General features: G+C 73.5%; 14 protein-coding genes. 7 read left to right on the forward strand and 7 right to left on the reverse strand.

All coding sequences use genetic code 11. The annotated features are described in order from the left end of the window. Window positions 1–149 precede the first annotated feature (149 nt). Window positions 150–371 carry a hypothetical protein gene (locus ABT299_RS05425; protein WP_387023473.1) on the forward strand — a complete coding sequence of 74 codons (222 nt, stop codon included), beginning with the start codon at window positions 150–152 and terminating at the stop codon, window positions 369–371. A 52-nt stretch (window positions 372–423) separates the two neighbouring features. On the opposite strand, the gene ABT299_RS05430 is transcribed toward ABT299_RS05425, so the two are convergent. Together ABT299_RS05430 and ABT299_RS05435 are read right to left on the reverse strand one after the other, a co-directional pair. Beyond that, entirely contained in the window at window positions 424–2,349 is a 1,926-nt protein-coding gene (locus ABT299_RS05430; protein WP_500249853.1) for a DNA/RNA helicase domain-containing protein, read from the reverse strand. 237 nt (window positions 2,350–2,586) lie between these two features. After that, entirely contained in the window at window positions 2,587–2,943 is a 357-nt protein-coding gene (locus ABT299_RS05435) for a nucleotide pyrophosphohydrolase (protein WP_500249854.1), read from the reverse strand. 403 nt (window positions 2,944–3,346) lie between these two features. Between ABT299_RS05435 and ABT299_RS05440 the strand changes: the two genes are divergently transcribed. Continuing rightward, window positions 3,347–4,105 (forward strand): SGNH/GDSL hydrolase family protein, encoded by a 759-nt coding sequence (locus tag ABT299_RS05440; RefSeq protein ID WP_241756175.1) that lies wholly within the window; start codon window positions 3,347–3,349, stop codon window positions 4,103–4,105. Window positions 4,106–4,148: 43 nt separating this feature from the next. Here ABT299_RS05440 and ABT299_RS05445 read toward each other — a convergent pair whose 3' ends face one another. Next, window positions 4,149–5,291: a Cmx/CmrA family chloramphenicol efflux MFS transporter gene (locus ABT299_RS05445; protein WP_500249855.1), complete on the reverse strand. Its 1,143-nt coding sequence runs from the start codon at window positions 5,289–5,291 to the stop codon at window positions 4,149–4,151. Between the two features lie 270 nt (window positions 5,292–5,561). On the opposite strand from ABT299_RS05445, the gene ABT299_RS05450 reads away from it, so the two are divergent. Continuing rightward, window positions 5,562–6,371, forward strand: a complete 810-nt coding sequence (locus ABT299_RS05450) for an amidohydrolase family protein (RefSeq protein WP_387023463.1) — start codon at window positions 5,562–5,564, stop codon at window positions 6,369–6,371. 21 nt (window positions 6,372–6,392) lie between these two features. Here the strand turns inward: ABT299_RS05450 and ABT299_RS05455 are convergent, their stop codons facing one another. Both ABT299_RS05455 and ABT299_RS05460 read right to left on the reverse strand, forming a co-directional pair. Continuing rightward, window positions 6,393–7,415, reverse strand: coding sequence for a lysylphosphatidylglycerol synthase domain-containing protein (locus ABT299_RS05455; protein WP_500249856.1), 1,023 nt, complete (start codon window positions 7,413–7,415; stop codon window positions 6,393–6,395). A 115-nt stretch (window positions 7,416–7,530) separates the two neighbouring features. Beyond that, the gene (locus tag ABT299_RS05460) at window positions 7,531–8,121 is read right to left on the reverse strand and encodes a TIGR03086 family metal-binding protein (RefSeq protein ID WP_190863731.1); all 591 of its coding nucleotides are present in this window, start codon (window positions 8,119–8,121) and stop codon (window positions 7,531–7,533) included. A 153-nt stretch (window positions 8,122–8,274) separates the two neighbouring features. On the opposite strand from ABT299_RS05460, the gene ABT299_RS05465 reads away from it, so the two are divergent. Then, complete coding sequence (locus ABT299_RS05465) at window positions 8,275–9,432, forward strand: aminotransferase class I/II-fold pyridoxal phosphate-dependent enzyme (protein WP_500249857.1); 1,158 nt, start codon at window positions 8,275–8,277, stop codon at window positions 9,430–9,432. Between the two features lie 75 nt (window positions 9,433–9,507). On the opposite strand, the gene ABT299_RS05470 is transcribed toward ABT299_RS05465, so the two are convergent. Then, a complete protein-coding gene (locus ABT299_RS05470) occupies window positions 9,508–10,488 on the reverse strand; it encodes an oxygenase MpaB family protein (RefSeq protein ID WP_500249858.1) in 981 nt (326 codons plus the stop codon). 212 nt (window positions 10,489–10,700) lie between these two features. Here ABT299_RS05470 and ABT299_RS05475 point away from each other — a divergent pair, with 212 nt between their 5' ends. Then, window positions 10,701–11,705, forward strand: a complete 1,005-nt coding sequence (locus tag ABT299_RS05475; RefSeq protein ID WP_500249859.1) for an MCE family protein — start codon at window positions 10,701–10,703, stop codon at window positions 11,703–11,705. On the opposite strand, the gene ABT299_RS05480 is transcribed toward ABT299_RS05475, so the two are convergent. After that, window positions 11,680–12,414, reverse strand: a complete 735-nt coding sequence (locus tag ABT299_RS05480; RefSeq protein ID WP_500249860.1) for a TetR/AcrR family transcriptional regulator — start codon at window positions 12,412–12,414, stop codon at window positions 11,680–11,682. The two genes, ABT299_RS05475 and ABT299_RS05480, sit on opposite strands and share 26 nt — an antisense overlap. A 227-nt stretch (window positions 12,415–12,641) precedes the next feature. Here ABT299_RS05480 and ABT299_RS05485 point away from each other — a divergent pair, with 227 nt between their 5' ends. Then, window positions 12,642–14,150 carry an APC family permease gene (locus tag ABT299_RS05485; RefSeq protein WP_500249861.1) on the forward strand — a complete coding sequence of 503 codons (1,509 nt, stop codon included), beginning with the start codon at window positions 12,642–12,644 and terminating at the stop codon, window positions 14,148–14,150. An 86-nt stretch (window positions 14,151–14,236) separates the two neighbouring features. Continuing rightward, on the forward strand, window positions 14,237–15,883 hold the full coding sequence (locus ABT299_RS05490; protein ID WP_500249862.1) for an amidohydrolase: 1,647 nt from the start codon (window positions 14,237–14,239) through the stop codon (window positions 15,881–15,883). The last annotated feature ends 63 nt before the right edge of the window (window positions 15,884–15,946 follow it).

The following is a 15,946-nucleotide window of genomic DNA, read 5'->3' on the forward strand; positions in this document are numbered from 1 at the left end:
TTGACTGCCCCGGCGGTACGGTCATCTGCCGTGGCTCGTCCGGGGACCTGCGCTGGTGGAGGTGGGCAGGCGACCGGGCCAACACGACCCTGAAAGCGACCCTCGACCTCGCCGACCATACCCAACGGATCGGCGAGAGCCACCTGCGGTTGCGCGGCGACCTGCGTCCCGAGGGCTGGCGCGCGGTCGCCGCGTCACTCGCCGACCACCTGGTGCTCCCCGAGGTCGACGACCGCGCGCTGCACGGCGTGAAGTTCTCCGCCGCGCTGCCCCGCCACCTGGCGGAAGCCACCCTTTCCGAACGCCTCACCGACCTCGGGCACGCCGCCCTCGCCCTCACCGAACCGCACCGCTTCACCACCTTCATGTGATCCCGGAGGGGGCGCACCCCGCGGCCAAGTCAATGGCACGCCGCTTTGCTCATCAGGAAGGGATCAGCTTCCTGAGGAATTGCTGGGTTTCGGTGTCCACGGCGTACAGAACTGTTCCGTGAAGGCCGCGAGTGAGGAGGACCTTGTAGATGTTCCGTATTAGCTGGTTGAACTGTTCGTCGGGGACGGTCCTTGGGGATGCCTTGCCCAGCGAGGGATCCAGGTTGCCGGAGCGTTCGGGGACGAGCCTGCCGCCCCTCGCCACGAGGTCGGGACCGATGATGACACCCGCCCAGTCGTATTCCATGCCCTGGGCCGTGTAGATGCAGCCGATCTGCTCGAAGCCGCCCTCTCCGGTGGCCCATAGCTGCTTCGGAGGCGCTTCGCCGACCCGCGACAACGAGTCCGCGTTCCATGGGCGTGCCCAGTCACCGATGCGCACGTCGGGAACCAGGGTCTTGTCGACCCGCGGCTTGCTCCACGGCCAGCAGTAGCCGGCGGCGATCCTCGCCGACCACTTCCCCGCCAGCTTCTCTCTCAGGAAGTCCTCCATATCCTTGGGGGACTCCGCCAGGCGGACGGTGAAATTCGGGTCACCGGTCCAAGCCTCGGGCAGTGCGTCCTCGTTCCACGCGCCGTCCTCGTCCCCGAGGCCGAGCAGCCGGCGGACCCACAGGTCGTACTTCTCGCTCCCGCCACAGCGCCATTGCCCGGTCAGCGCGACGTGCTGGAACGGGATGGAGAGCCGTTGGGCGATCGACTTGATCGCGATGAGCGTTCCGAGCTCTCCCGGCGCAACCGTCTGGTTCTCGTCGAGGAGGAACACGGGGACGCGTGCGGCGTTGATCATCGATTCGATCTGCGGCCTGTCGCTCCGCTTCGTCCGGTCGTATCGGCTGAAGGACTTGCTGCGCGACCGGTGCGCCTCGTCAACGATCAGCACATCGATGTCGTTCGGCGGCGTCTGGGCATAGTCGAGGGTGAAGGTGAAGAGCTTCGCTCTGTCGCGTCCCTGGGCGACATGAGAACGGAGAGTCTTGGTGAAGGCGCTGGAGCCCGTGGCGTGCCGTACGCGAAGACCCTCACCGACGAGTTTCGCGAGCAACTCCAGCGCGATGGCGCTCTTCCCACTTCCCGGACCGCCTGAAATCACCACGACTCTCTTCGAGTTGGCGCGGAAGGCGGCGTCGACGGCATGGAGGACCGCCCGGTACGCGTCGATCTGGCGATCGAGGAGTATGAAGCCGTCTCGGCCCTTCAATGCCAGGCGCGCCTGCTCGAGAAGGTCGCGTCGGGGTTCGATGCGGCTGTCGAGGAGGCGATCGGCGGCCTTCGCCCCGGACGCGGCCTCGAACTGCCCTCGAAGAAAGCGGAGGAGGTCGCTGCGGTCCGACCCGGTGAAGACGCCGATCTTCAGCTCATCGGCCAGCCCGACCAGCTTGCGCGCCTCGTGCGCGGGCATGTTGTGGAGATAGACGATTCCGCGGGCCGCATCCGGATGGTCCTTTACCGTCGCACAGAATTTGGCGATCTGGTCGCGATAGCCCTTCACCTGAAGGGCCGGGTGCTGCACCGGGTTGTACTTGGGATCCCAGACGACCTGCTTCTCGTCACCTTCGTAGAAGTCGACACTGCTCCACTGCTTGAGTTCCACGATGATGAAGAGATCGCCGCCGGTGTATCTGTCGACGCCGGCCAGGACGACGTCGGCCTGGGAACTGGGCTTGTGCGGCATGGGGTACTCGACCAGTACCTCGACTTGGCCGAGTCCCGCGTCGAGGAGGTCCCCGGCGAGAGCGGTCAGGCTGTTGCGCCACGCTCGCTTCTGCGCTTTTCCGGCCTTGCGCCCCGATCGTTCGCTGAGGGCGGTGGCGAGGTGGTCGTCGAACGCCTGGTCGGCTGCCGAGCCGGCGCTGGTGAGGGCTCTGAACAGGTTTTCAGCGGACGAGCGATATGCCGGTTCGAGTCGTGATGTCACCGATCTCCCCACGTCTTCTGTAGTACGTACGGCAGGTATCGCCTGCGTGAATGACAGGATTCCAGATTATCCGTCAAGGTATCGCTATAACGTCGCATATGTCGTCGAAAGGGTGGATTTCCAGGTGCAGTCGTGACCGAGGGGCAGGAGCGGATATGACGGACTTGTGGTCGACGTGGACATCTTGCGACTGATCGGTCGCAGCAACGGCCGACTGGCATCCGCATGGCGCGTAACTCAGGTCAGTGGGGGAGCTTTTCGGGCCGAGCCTCGGTATGCGGCCGCGTCGTAGCGGCTCTCGTTCTCCTCGATCTTGTCGCGAGCGGCTTGGAGCAGGTCGATGCCGAGGCTGTCGGCCAGCTGGATCGTGTAGAGGAAGACGTCGGCGAGTTCGGCGCGCACCCGGGCCCCGGCGTCCTGGTCGTCCATGACCCGCGAGGATTCCTCGGGGGTCAGCCACTGGAGTTCGGCCAGCAGCTCCCCGGCCTCTCCCGCCAGCGCCATCGCCAGGTTCTTGGGCGTGTGGAAGCGGCCCCATTCGCGTTCTGCCGCGAACGCCCGGAGGCGCTCCGCCAGGTCGTCGATGCTCGTCACCCGGGTCAGCGTACGGCGGCTGGCCTGGAGCCGGCGGCGCCGCCTCGGCTCCGGCGGTCGCACGGGCGGGGCCGCGCGCTCGGCGTCGGGGCCGGGGCCGTTGGCCTGTCGCGCGAGTTGCCGGACTGTGGCGTACCAATGAACGGTTCCGAATTGTGAGAAGTGTGGGTTCGAAGTTACAGAAGGGGGCCGTGGTATCCGGTCGATCGAGGGACGGATTTATGGGGGTATCGAGGATTTCAATGGCGAATAGTGACAAAGAAAGGTGATCAGGTTACCGGCTTGGGGGAATGGTGGGGTGGGTAGGTTGCAGGGGACTCCATTCGTCCGTCGCCCCGGAGTGCAGATGCGCCTCTCCCGCCCCTGTATGGCCGTTTTCGGTGCGGTGACCTTCGCCGCCGGTATGATCACCTGGTCCGGGTCCGCTTCGGCGGCCGGAACGAACTACGTCGCCCTCGGCGATTCCTACTCGTCCGGCACGGGGGCGGGGGATTACGACCCGGCCAGCGGGTCGTGCAACCGCAGTGCGAACGCCTATCCGAAACTGTGGGCCGCGGCCCATGCGACGAGCTCGTTCCAGTTCGTCGCGTGCTCGGGGGCGACGACCGCGACGGTGGCGTCGGGGCAGCTCGGCGCGCTGAGCTCGGCGACGACGCTGGTCAGCATGACCGTCGGCGGGAACGACGCCGGGTTCAGCGACGTGATGGAGACGTGCGTGCTGCATTCGGCGTCGACGTGCCAGAGCGCGGTGGCGTCGGCGGAGAGCTTCATGAGGAACACGCTGCCGGGCAGGCTCGACTCGCTGTACGGCAAGATCCGGGCGAAGGCGCCGGGCGCGCGGGTGGTGGTGCTCGGGTACCCGCACCTCTACAAGATCGTGAGTGTGTGCGTGGGGCTCAGCAACGCCAAGCGGACGGCGCTGAACGACGCCGCGGACGTGCTCGACGGCACGGTGAAGGCGGCGGCGGGGCGGGCCGGGTTCACCTGGTCGGACGTCCGCGACGAGTTCGCCGGGCACGAACTGTGCTCCGGGGACGACTGGCTGCACGCGGTGACGATCCCGATCGGCTCCAGCTACCACCCGACCGCCAAGGGGCACCGGCTGGGCTACCTGCCCGCGCTCACCGGGTCGGCGAGCGCGGCGCTGCAGAACCAGACCTAGGCGAGCGGGTGAGGCCGCGCCGGGAGGGCGCGGCCTCACCCGTTCAGGCGCGGTCGAGCGCCCGGGTCCTCGCCTGGGACAGGCAGAGCGCGCCCGCCATGAGCAGGGCGCTCACCCAGACGGGGGCGCGGTAGCCGAGCCCGCCGCCGATCGCGAGGCCGCCGAGCCACGGGCCGATCGTCGCGCCGACGTTGAACGCGGCGGTGGTGAGGCCGCCGGCGAGCGTCGGCGCGTCCGCTGCCAGGTGCAGGACGCGGGCGATCAGCGCGGGTCCGGTGCCGAACGCGAGCATGCCCTGGACGAACACCAGCGGCACGACGGCGGCGGGGGAGCCCGCGGTGAGGGCGAGGACCGTCCAGCCGGCGGCGAGGGCGGTCATGCCGGCCGCGACGAGGGCGCCCGGGTGGGCGTCGGCGACGCGGCCGCCGAGCGTGACGCCGGCGAAGGAGCCGAGCCCGAACAGCGCGAGCAGCGCGGGCACCCAGGCGGTTCCGAGGCCGGTGACGTGCGTCGCGAGCGGCGCGAGATAGGTGAAGGTGCAGAACGTCGCGCCCTGGAACAGCGCGTTCGTCGCGAGCGTGACCAGGAGCGGACGCGACGACAGGACGCGCAGCTCACCGGCCGCGCTCGTGGCGGGGGAGCGGTCGTCCGGGATCGTCCGGGCGATGGCGGCGAGCGCGGGCAGCGACACGAGGGCCACCGCCCAGAACGCCGCGCGCCAGCCGAGGCGGTCGCCGAGCAGGGCGCCGGCGGGGACGCCCGCGACGCAGGCGACGGTGACGCCGCCGACCACGACGGACGTGGCGCGGGCCCGCGCGTCCGGCGGGACGAGCGCGACGGCGGCGGCGAGCGCCACCGCCCAGAACCCGGCGTTGGCGAGCGCGGCGGCGACGCGGGTGGCGAGCAGGACGGCGTAGCTGGTGGTGACGGCGCCGAGCACGTGCGCGGCGACGAACGCGGACAGGAAGGCGAGCAGGGCGCGGCGGCGCGGCCAGCGGCGCGCGAGCAGCGACATGGCGGGCGCGCCCACCGCCATGCCGATGGCGAAGGCGGAGGTGAGCAGCCCGGCGGCGGGCACGGACACGTGCAGGCCCGCGGCGATGCCGGGCAGCAGGCCCGACAGCATGAACTCCGAGGTGCCCTGGGCGAACACGGCGAGCCCGAGGACGTAGACGGCGAGAGGCAAGGTGGAACTCCCGAGACGGCGAACAGGGGTGCGCTGTACCGGTGGGGGCGGTGCCGCGGACGGCCGTCATCGACGGCGGCGGCGTGAGGAAGGAGCCCTCGTGGCGACGCGATCGCGTCGGAGGGCGGCCCGCACCGCGGCGCGGCGGCCGTCACGGCCGGGCGCGCCGGGGGTCAGCGTCTGTTCGCCTCCGGGCTGGACATGATCGCGAGGGTACCAGCGCGGCCCCGCGGGCCGCACACGATAATCACCTGGTCGAGAGGAGACGCGATGATCGTCGACGCGTGGATGCAGCATGGGACGGTCCGGTTCCTCCAGCACGAGATGCTGGACTCGCTGTGGCGGTGGACCGGGCAGAAGCCGCCGGAGGAGGAGGTGCCGGTCTCGGTCACGGTCGGCGCGATGGACGCCGGCGGGGTGGACGTCGGGCTGATCAGCGCCTGGTACGGCCCGGAGGGCGCGCTGGTGAGCAACGACGAGGTCGCGTCGTTCGTCGAGCAGGCGCCGGACCGGCTGGCGGGTGTGGCGTCGGTCGACCTGCGCAAGCCGATGGAGGCGGTGCGGGAGCTGCGGCGGTGCGTGAACGAGCTGGGGTTCAAGGCCCTGCGGGTGGTGCCGTGGCTGTGGGAGCTGCCGCCGACGGACCGGCGGTTCTACCCGCTGTTCGCCGAATGCGTGGAGCTCGGGGTCCCGTTCTGCACGCAGGTCGGGCACACCGGCCCGCTGCGGCCGAGCGAGACGGGGCGTCCGATCCCGTACGTCGACCAGGTGGCGCTGGACTTCCCCGAGCTGGTCATCGTCGGCGGCCACGTCGGGTACCCGTGGACGGAGGAGATGGTCGCCGTGTGCCGCAAGCACCCGAACGTCTACATCGACACCTCGGCGTACACGGTCCGCCGGTACCCGCCGGAGCTCGTCCGGTACATGGCGCAGGACCGGCACCACAAGGTCATGTTCGGCACGAACTTCCCGATGATCACGCCGGAGCGGGCGCTGCGGGGGCTGGACGAGCTGGGCCTGGACGACGCGGCGCGGGAGGCGTTCCTGTCCGGCAACGCCCGCGCCGTGTTCCGGATCTAGTGATCTACAATGTAAAGGCGGTCACCGGCGCAGCGTCCGGCAGGCGAGCAGCCCGACCGGGACGGGCGCCCAGAACGTGACCGCCCGGAACACCAGCACCGCGTGCAGTGCCGGGCCGGGCGGGACGCCTCCGGCGGCCAGCGCCGCCACCAGCGCGGCCTCGGTGGAGCCGATGCCGCCGGGCACCGGCACCGCCGCGCCCGCGGTGGCGCCGGCCAGGTAGGCGGCGAGGAGCGCGGCCGCGTCGGCCGTCCCCGCTCCCGTGCCGGGGACGGCGAGCGCGCTGAGGGCGAACGCGGCGCCGAGGACGAGCGTGCCCGCGGCTGACGCGGCCAGCGTGATCGCGAGGTCGCGGGGCCGCCGGCGCAGCTCGGCGAAGCCCGCGGCGGTCCGCCGCACCGCAGGCGACCGCAAGGCTCTGAGTACCCATGGCGCGGCCGCGGCGAGCAGCACGCCGGTGACGGCGAGCAGCGGGACCGGCGGGACGAGGGCCGCCACCCGGCCCGCGGCCCGCGCCGCGTGGTCCGCGATCGCGTCCGGCATCCGGCCGCCCCCGCCGCCCGCCGCGAGCGCGGCCGCCATCAGCAGCAACCCGCCTACCGGGCGCGCGGCCTGCTGCGCGGTCACGGCGACGGCCGCCCGCGACAGGGGCAGGCCGCGGCACACGAGGTACCGGGTGTTGACGGCGGCGGCGCCGAACCCGCCGGGCGTCACGCGGTTGGCGGCGGCCGCGGTGAACTGGGCGAGCGTCGTCTCGCGGAGCGGGAGCGCGCGGCCGGACGCGCCGCGCAGCGCGATCGCCGCGAAGACGTAGTGCAGCCCCGCGGGCACCAGCAGCAGGAGCAGGAACCCCCAGCGCAGGTCGCCGACGGCGGCGAGCGCCGCGGGGAGGGGCGTCGAGCGCAGGAGCACGGGAGCGGTGGCGGCTCCGGCGGCGAGCAGGGCGGCGAGGGCCGTCCACCGGGCGAAGGGCGGGCGCGCGGCGGGAAGGCGGGGGGCCTCGGCGGACGCCGGGCGTTCGGCGCCGGCGGCGGTCGTGTCCACACCGTCCGTTGTGGACCACGTGGTTGACGAACGCGCGACCGGCGCCCGCCCTGCAGGGGAATGGTCGCCGGACGCTGCGCGTCGGGGCGGGGGCGCGGCGTCCGGCGACGGAGGATCAGGCCGTCCAGGCGGGGTCGCGGCCGAGGTAGTGCAGCAGGTCGGCGATCTCGTCGCCGGGCGCGTCGATCGGGGCCGCGTACGCGCCGAACCGGCGCAGCGGCTCGACGATCTCGGTGGCGACCTTGTGCAGGTCCCGCGCGAGGCCGGCGGTGAGCGGCGGCTCCTGGCCGGTCGCGAGGGCGATGTCCCAGGCGTGCACGGCGGCGTCGAGGGCGGCGGCGCCGGCGCCCAGCCACGGGGCGAGCGAGCCGGGCGGGACCGGGACCGGTGCCTCGGCGGCGTCGCGGTCCACGGTGGCCCATGCGGCGGCGCTGGCGGTGAGGGCGGGCTCCAGCAGGGCGAGCGGCTCGGCGTCGAGGCTGCCGGACGGGGCGAACGGGTCGAAGTCGGGCCCGGGGCCGCCGGTGAGGGAGGCGGCGAACGCGAGCTGGTCCCCGGCCGCGTGCTGGAGGACCTGGGCGACCGTCCACTCGGAGCAGGGGGTGGGGCGGTCCAGGTCGGCGGCGGTGATGCCGCGGACGGTGGAGCGGAGGGCCTCGTGGGCGGTGTCGAGGACGGTCCAGCCGGAGACGGTGATCTCGTTCATGGGGACGATTATACCAGAACGGAATGATCTGTTCCACTCGGATCCCCTTGCCGGCAGGCCCGTGCATTGGTCCACGCAATAGATTCTTTTCACCCTATGATTAGAGAGCACTACGTTGTGTGGCCGTCCCGCGGACCGGGGAGAGTGACGACCATGACCAGCGCCCACCAGCGACTGGGCGAGCGCATCAGGCATCTGCGCGGAACCGTGGACGGCCGCCGGGTGCGCCGGCTCGCGGCCGTCGGCCGGGCCCGGCGGAGCGCGCGGAGCATCGTGCTGACCTGCGGCGACTATCTGGCCATCGGCGAGCATCCGCGGGTCGTCAGGGCGATGGCGGCCGGTCCGCGCGCCGCACCGGAAGCGCCCGCGCACGGCGCCGGCCTCCCCGCCGACCATCCGCAGGTCCTGCTCGGCGCGCGTTTCGCCGGGCTGCTGGCGGCGCGGCGCGGTGTGCTGTGCCCGTCGGGGAAGGACGCCGGGACGGTCGCGCTCCAGCTGGCCGCCGGCCCCGGCACGCCCGTCTACCTGGACGCGCTCGCGCACCCGTCGCTGTGGACGGGCGCGCGGGCGGCCGGCGCCGGCACGGTCCGCTTCCACCACAACGACCTGGCCGACCTGCGCCGCCGCGTCGAGGCGGGCGGTCCCGGGGTGATCTGCGTGGACGCGGTCTACGGCACCGACGGGTCGGTGTGCCCGCTGAACGGCCTGGTGGAGATCGCCGAAACGCACGGGTGCCTGCTGGTCGTGGACGAGTCGCACGCGATCGGCGTCCGGGGGGCGCGCGGCGAGGGCCTCGTGGGCGAGTTGGGGCTTGCGGGCCGGGTCGCCTTCCGCACCGCCGGTCTCGGCAAGGCGTTCTGCGCGCGCGCCGGCCTCATCGCCTGCGACCATCCCGCGTTCGCCGGCGCTCTCGGCGCCTCGGCGTCCGGCCCGCCGCTGCCCGCGCAGGAGGTCGCGGGGCTCGCGGCGGCGCTGGACGTCGTCCACGCCGACGGCTGGCGGCGGGACCGGGTCCGCGCGGCCACGGGACGGCTGCGCGGCGGCCTGGCCGCGCTGGGGTTCGGCGCGGTGGACGCCGACACGCAGATCATCGCGCTGGAGATCGCCGCGGAGGCCGACGCGGTGCGGCTGCGGGACGAGTTGGCCGGGCGGGACATCTTCAGTGCCGCGCTGTTCTCGGGGATGTCCTCGTCCCGGACCCTGCTCCGCCTGGCGGTGCACGCCGGCCTCACCGACGACGACGTGGACCGCGTCCTCAGCGCCTGCGATGAGCTGAGCGACCGGCCCGCGGCCCCCGCCCCGGCCCGCTGAACCCTGGCCCGCTGGACCCCCGCCCACTGAACAGCGGCCGCTGAAAGCCGGACCGCGTCGGGGCGGTCCGCGCGGTCACGACACCCGTGCGCGGCGGCGCGGAACGCGGCCGCGCCGTGCCGGGGGTTCCAGAGGGCCGCCGCCCCGGGTGAAGACGTAGCGCTGGTCGCGGGTGTGGGCGCCGATGTAGCGGAGCATGCTGCGCAGCGCCCAGTGGTTGACGCCGCTGGGGATCATCCGGTAGCCCTGCCGGTTCGCGATGGCGAGTGCGGTGAACCGCGCCTGGTCCAGGGCGCTCCACGGGATGTCGAAGCGGTCGCGGACGATGGCGGGCAGGCAGCCGAAGGTGAGCAGGCGCAGCGGGCGTTCGGCGACGAGGCGGCCGGCGCGGTCGAGGCGGGGGCCGCCGACGGGCAGCAGCGTGACGGTGTCGGAGCCGTGCTTGGCGATCTCCAGCGCGCGGGCGGCGGCGGGCGTGAGCTCCAGCCGCTCGGCGCAGACGTGCCAGAACTTCGACCGGAACGCGGCGTAGTCGCCGGGGACGGGGCGCATGCTGACGCCGTAGCGGGAGTACCAGGTGACGGTCTCGGCGTACATGCGCTCGTGGTCCTCGGCGGTGAGCGTGCCGGGGTGGAACAGCTCGGCGGCCTTGAAGATCTCCCAGGTGAAGGTGGCGTGCGCCCACCAGAACGTCTCGGGTTCGAGGGCGTGGTAGCGGCGGGCGAGCTCGTCGACGCCGCCGATGCCGCGGTGCAGGTCGCGGATGGCGCGGGCGCGGGCGTCGCCGTCGGGGGCGAGGATCGTCGCCCAGATCTGCGGGACGGACCGGTGGATGCGGTCGAAGGGGGCGTCGAAGAACGCGGAGTGCTCGGTGACGCCGGCGCCGATGCCGGGGTGCAGGAGCTGCATCAGCCCGGCGGCGGCGCCGGGGAGCAGGGACCGCAGGTCGGCGGCGTGCCGCCAGAGCAGGGTGCCGGGGCCGAGCGGGGCGGCGGCGGGCGCGCGGGCCTGCGGGGGCGCGGCGGTGACGGCGGGGCCGGATGCTGGGGCGGGCATCGCACCTCCTGGCCAGTGTTCACTTACATCCAGCGTACCCGGATTGAGACACGAGTCAATTTTTGTCGCATGTCCAAATGCTCCGTGAGCGTACTTTTGTGGGCCGGGCCACAGCGCGCCGCCCGAGCTTCGTCGCCGGGCGCATAGCCCGGCCGGGGCCCGTGCGGGTGCAATGGCGGCCACACGAAGGGACCTCGCGAAGGGACCTCGCCATGGGCGATGAGCACCTGTCCGCGCGCAGCCGGCTGCTGTACGCGGTGGCCGGGTTCGCGGCGCTGGCGGTCGCGGCGGCGGCGATGGTGGTGGCCGGAGCCCCCTCGCCGGGACGGGCGCACCGGTTCACCGCCGTGTTCTCGGCCGCCGGCGAGGGCCTGGACCCCGGCAGGTCGGACGTGAAGGTCCGGGGAATCGCGGTCGGGCGCGTCGAGACCGTCCGGCTGCGGCGGGACGGCCGGGTCGCCGTCGGGCTGCGGGTGGAGGCGGGCGTCGCCGTCCCCGCGACCACGCGGGCGGCGATCGAGCCCGTGTCGGTCTTCGGGCCGAAGGACCTGACCCTCGACCTCGGCACCGGGCCCGCGCTGCGCGACGGCGCGCGGATCGCCCGCACGTCCGACCCGGTGGAACTCTCCGGGATCACCGACCGCGCGTACGGCCTCACCGCCGCGATCGACCCGTCCGACGTCGCGACGGTCATGCGGACGCTGGCGTCCGGCCTGGGCGGCGAGGGGCCCGCGCTGCACCGGACGATCGTCGACGGGGCCGCGCTCGCCGACGCGGTCCACGCGCGCGAGCCGGAGATCCGGCGGCTGATCGGCGACGTCGCGGGGCTGTCGGGGACGCTCGCCGACCGCGGCGGCGCCGTCACCGGCGCGGCCGGCGACCTCGACCGGCTCGCGCCCGTGGTCTACGAGCGCCCCGACAAGGTGTCGCGGTTGCTGGACGCCGCCGGGGAGCTGTCGGACCGGGTGGGCGGCGCGCTCCGCGACCACGGCGCGGACATGGGCCGCCTGGTCGACGGGACGGCGAACGCCGTGCAGGTCCTGGCCTGGCAGAACCGGCGGCTGCCGGTGCTGATGGACGTGCTGAACGAGCTGTTCCGGGGCCTCGGCGGGCTGATCCGTGTCCCGGGACCGGAGGGCACCCTGCTCGGCAGGGGAGTGGACACCTTCGACCTCGACCTGTGCACGACGTTCATCGACCTGTGCCAGGCGCCGTGACCGCGGCGAGGCGCGCCTCCAGGCCGTCGAGGAACAGGGCGAGCGCGCCGGGGTAGGCGCTGGTGACCATGGTCGCGGCCAGCGGGCCCGCGCAGGCGCTGATGTGCGGGTGGGCGTCCGGGGCCAGCCGGGCGTAGGTGGCCGTCCACGCCGCGCGGTCGGCGGCGGCGGCCTCGGCGGGCAGCGCGTTCGCCGCCGCGTCCAGCGCCGCGAACCCGAGCGTGAGGTCGACGAACTGGTGGTAGTGGCGGGCCGCGAGCGCCGGCGGGAACCCGGCCTCGCGGAAGACGCCGAGGCCCGCCTCGACGGCGCGGATCTCGTTGGGCCGGCGGGTGACGCGGGACGCGGCGAGCAGCGCGACCTGCGGGTGCGCCACGTAGGTGGCGTGCAGGTGCTCGCCGATGCTGCGCAACCGGTCGCGCCAGCCGCCGCCGGTGCGGGTGCCGGCGAGGGTGCGGCCGATCAGCTCGTCCGCGACGGCGAGCACGAGGTCGTCGGTGTCGCGGAAGTACCGGTAGATCGAGGACGGGTCGGCGCCGAGCGCGGTGCCGAGCCGCCGGACGGTGAGGGCGCCGTCGCCGCCCTGACCGAGCAGCCGGATCGCGGTGTCGACGATCAGCTCGTGCGACAGCACCACGCCCGACCTGGTGGGACGGCGGCGGCGCTTGCGGGCGATGACGCGGTCGGGCTGCGGGGGAGTGCGGTCCATGGGGGGCTCCCGGGGGCGGGGTCGGGACGGGCGACACCTTATGACAACACCATTGACCACAAAAGCGCGCGGGCTATTTCATATGGATCCACCGGCCGCCCACCAGGGCGAACCGGCCGGCGCGCACCATCGTCGCCCGCTCGCCACCCGTCGCCATCGCCACCCGTCGCCATCGCCACCGTCGTCCCGCGGGGCCCGTGTCCCCGCCTTCACGGATCGGGCAGCCCATGCACCCCACCCCCGCCCCGCCCGGAGCGTCCCTGAAACGGTCACTGGGTGTCCTCGACGGCGTCGTCATCGCGGCGTCCAGCACCGCCGCGACCACCAGCATCGGCATCGGCACCGGCGTCATCGTCGGCGTCGTCGGGCTGCACGGGCCGATCCTGGCGCTGCTGGCCTTCCTGCCGGTGCTGTGCATCGGCGGCGCGTTCGCCCGGCTCAACCGGGTGGAGCCGAACGCCGGCAACGCCTATGTGTGGGTCGGGCGCGTGCTGAGCCCGTGGCTCGGCTTCCTCGTCGGCTGGGTCAACATCGTCGGCACGATCGTCTTCCTCGCCTACACCACCACGGTCACCGGCTCGGCGCTGATCCTGCTCGCGGGCGAGGCCCACGTGCACCGCCTCGGCGGGCTGGCGCTCGACCCGGACTCCAACCTCCAGGCCACCCTCCTCGGCATGGTCGTGCTCGTGGCCGTGACCCTGACGGCCGTCGCCGGGGTGAACCTCGCCGCGCGGTTCCAGCGCTGGCTGCTGGTCTTCGAGTACCTGGTGCTGCTCGGCTTCTGCGGGTACGGCCTGGTCGTCGGCGACCACCCGTTCAGCCTGGAATGGTTCAACCCGTTCGGCTTCCCGTCCCTGCACGCGCTCGCGCAGGGGATGGTGCTGTCGGTCTTCACCTACTGGGGGTTCGACGCGGTGTTCAGCGTCAGCGAGGAGGTCCGCGACCACCGCGACGCGTCCCGCGCCGGGCTCATCTCGCTGTTCACCATGCTCGCGCTGTTCCTGCTCGGCTCGGTCTCCTTCCAGCGGGTGCTGTCGGCGGACCAGATGGCCGACCACGGCGCGCAGGGCCTCACCTACTTCGGCGCGCAGCTCGCGCGGCAGCCGCTGGCCGTCCTGCCGCTGGTCGCGCTGACCTTCTCCGCCGTGGCGTCGCTGCAGGCCGGCGTCATCCCGACCGTCCGGGGCATGTTCGCGATGGGCCGCGACCGGACGCTCGGGCGGGTGTGGACGCGGGTGCACCCCCGCTACGGCACGCCCGCCGCCGGGACCGTGCTGATCGGCGCCATCGCCGCGCTGGTCGCCGGGTTCGCGCTGGTCATCCCGAAGGTCAGCACGCTCATCGAGGCCGCCGTCAACGCGATCGGCATCGTGGTCGCGCTGTACTACGGGCTGACGGCGCTGGCCGCCGCGGTCCGGTTCCGCGGGCTGCTGCGCACGTCCTTCCGGGAGGGCGTGCGGGCGGTGGTGCTGCCCGTCGCGGGAGCGCTCACCCTGTTCGTCCTGGGCACGCTGCTGTGCGTGGACTTCGCCACCTCCACCGACCACTTCGCGCTGCGCGCCGACAACGGCTGGTTCGAGCTGTCGATGCCCGCGCTGATGATCGGCTCGGGACTCGTCGCGGCGGGCTGGGCCAAGTGGGGACGCCGGTCCCCGTACTTCAACGGAGGGCGCGGCACCGACGCCGACGCCCCCGACCTGCTGCCCGGACCCGCCGCCCGCACCGCCGAACCGTGACCCGCCGAACCGTGCCCCGCCGTCCCGCAGACGAACGCGGGACGTCCCGTCCCGCCGTTCCCGCCCGTTCGAGGGAGACCGCCTTCATGACCCGCCAGACCGCCGACCTGCTGTTCACCGGCGGCCCCGTGCTGACCATGGACCCGGCGCGCAGCCGGGCGACCGCGCTCGCCGTCACCGCCGGGCGGATCACCGCCGTCGGCCACGACGAGGTCCACGACCTCGCCGGCCCCGGCACCGAGGTCGTGGACCTGCGCGGCCGGCCGCTGCTGCCCGGCTTCCAGGACGCGCACGTCCACGCCGTCATGGGCGGCATCGAGCTCGGCGAGTGCGACCTGACCGGCACCGTCGACCCGGCGGAGTACCTGCGGCGCGTCCGCGCCTACGCCGACGCCCACCCCGGACGGGAGTGGATCACCGGGGGCGGCTGGTCGATGGAGAGCTTCGCGGGCGGCACCCCCACCCGCGAGGCGCTCGACGCGGCCGTCCCCGACCGGCCCGTCTACCTGGTCAACCGCGACCACCACGGCGCCTGGGCGAACAGCAGGGCGCTGGAGCTCGCCGGGATCACCGCGGACACCCCCGACCCGTCCGACGGGCGCATCGAGCGCGACGGCGCGGGCCGCCCCACCGGCATGCTGCAGGAGGGCGCGATGATCCTCGTCGGCCGCCTGCTGCCCGCCCGCACCCGCGAGGACCGGGTCGCCGGGCTGCTGCGCGCCCAGGAGATGCTGCACGGCCTCGGCATCACCGCCTGGCAGGACGCCCTGGTGTGCGGCTCGGACGGCTACCCCGACGTGTCCGACGCCTACGCGGCGGCCGCCGCCGACGGGTCGCTGACCGCCACGGTCGTCGGCGCGCTGTGGTGGTCGCGCGCCCGCGGCGAGGAGCAGATCCCCGACCTGCTGGACAAGCGGGAGCGGCTCACCCGCGGCCGGCTGCGCTGCACCAGCGTGAAGATCATGCAGGACGGGGTCGCGGAGAACTTCACCGCCGCCATGACCGCCCCGTACCTCGACGCCTGCGGCTGCGCCACCGCCAACAGCGGCCTCAGCTTCGTCGACCCCGATGCGCTGCGCGGGTACGTCACCGCCCTGGACGCCCACGGCTTCCAGGTCCACTTCCATTCGCTCGGCGACCGCGCCGTCCGCGAGGCGCTCGACGCGGTCGAGGCCGCCCGCGCCGCCAACGGGTGGCGCGACACCCGGCCGCACCTGGCGCACCTCCAGGTCGTCCACCCGGGCGACGTCGGACGGTTCCGCGCGCTCGGCGCGACCGCCAACATGCAGCCGCTGTGGGCCGCGCACGAACCGCAGATGGACGAGCTGACCATCCCGTTCCTCGGCTCCGAGCGCGCCGCCTGGCAGTACCCGTTCGGCGACCTGCTGCGCGCCGGGGCGACACTCGCGGCCGGCAGCGACTGGCCGGTCAGCAGCGCCGACCCGATCAAGGGGATCCACGTCGCGGTCAACCGGGTCCTGCCCGGCGGCGGCGGCGAGCCGTTCCTGCCCGAGCAGGCCCTCGACCTGGCCACCGCCCTCGCCGCCTACACCGCCGGCTCCGCGCACGTGAACCATCTCGACGACACCGGCTCGCTGCGTCCCGGCAACCGCGCCGACCTCGTCGTGCTGGACCGCGACCCGTTCGCCGGCCCGGCGGCGGCCATCGCCGAGACCCGCGTCCACCTCACCTACGTCGACGGCGCCCGGGTCCACACCGCCCCGGACGCCTGACCCCGGCGACGCGGGAGGCCCCGGCGCGGTCGTCGCGCCGGGGCCTCCCGGTAGGCGTGCCGG

The organism is Spirillospora sp. NPDC000708 (genome assembly GCF_040299565.1).
In the GTDB taxonomy this organism is placed as follows: Bacteria; Actinomycetota; Actinomycetes; order Streptosporangiales; family Streptosporangiaceae; genus Spirillospora.

What these genes read in the sequence shown, in the direction of transcription:
- ABT299_RS05490 (WP_500249862.1), top strand. Translation starts at nt 14,237, where the DNA reads ATGACCCGCCAGACCGCCGACCTGCTGTTCACCGGCGGCCCCGTGCTG.
- ABT299_RS05450 (WP_387023463.1), top strand. Translation starts at nt 5,562, where the DNA reads ATGATCGTCGACGCGTGGATGCAGCATGGGACGGTCCGGTTCCTCCAG.
- ABT299_RS05485 (WP_500249861.1), top strand. Translation starts at nt 12,642, where the DNA reads ATGCACCCCACCCCCGCCCCGCCCGGAGCGTCCCTGAAACGGTCACTG.
- ABT299_RS05470 (WP_500249858.1), bottom strand. Translation starts at nt 10,488, where the DNA reads ATGCCCGCCCCAGCATCCGGCCCCGCCGTCACCGCCGCGCCCCCGCAG.
- ABT299_RS05460 (WP_190863731.1), bottom strand. Translation starts at nt 8,121, where the DNA reads ATGAACGAGATCACCGTCTCCGGCTGGACCGTCCTCGACACCGCCCAC.
- ABT299_RS05480 (WP_500249860.1), bottom strand. Translation starts at nt 12,414, where the DNA reads ATGGACCGCACTCCCCCGCAGCCCGACCGCGTCATCGCCCGCAAGCGC.
- ABT299_RS05440 (WP_241756175.1), top strand. Translation starts at nt 3,347, where the DNA reads ATGATCACCTGGTCCGGGTCCGCTTCGGCGGCCGGAACGAACTACGTC.
- ABT299_RS05475 (WP_500249859.1), top strand. Translation starts at nt 10,701, where the DNA reads ATGGGCGATGAGCACCTGTCCGCGCGCAGCCGGCTGCTGTACGCGGTG.
- ABT299_RS05465 (WP_500249857.1), top strand. Translation starts at nt 8,275, where the DNA reads ATGACCAGCGCCCACCAGCGACTGGGCGAGCGCATCAGGCATCTGCGC.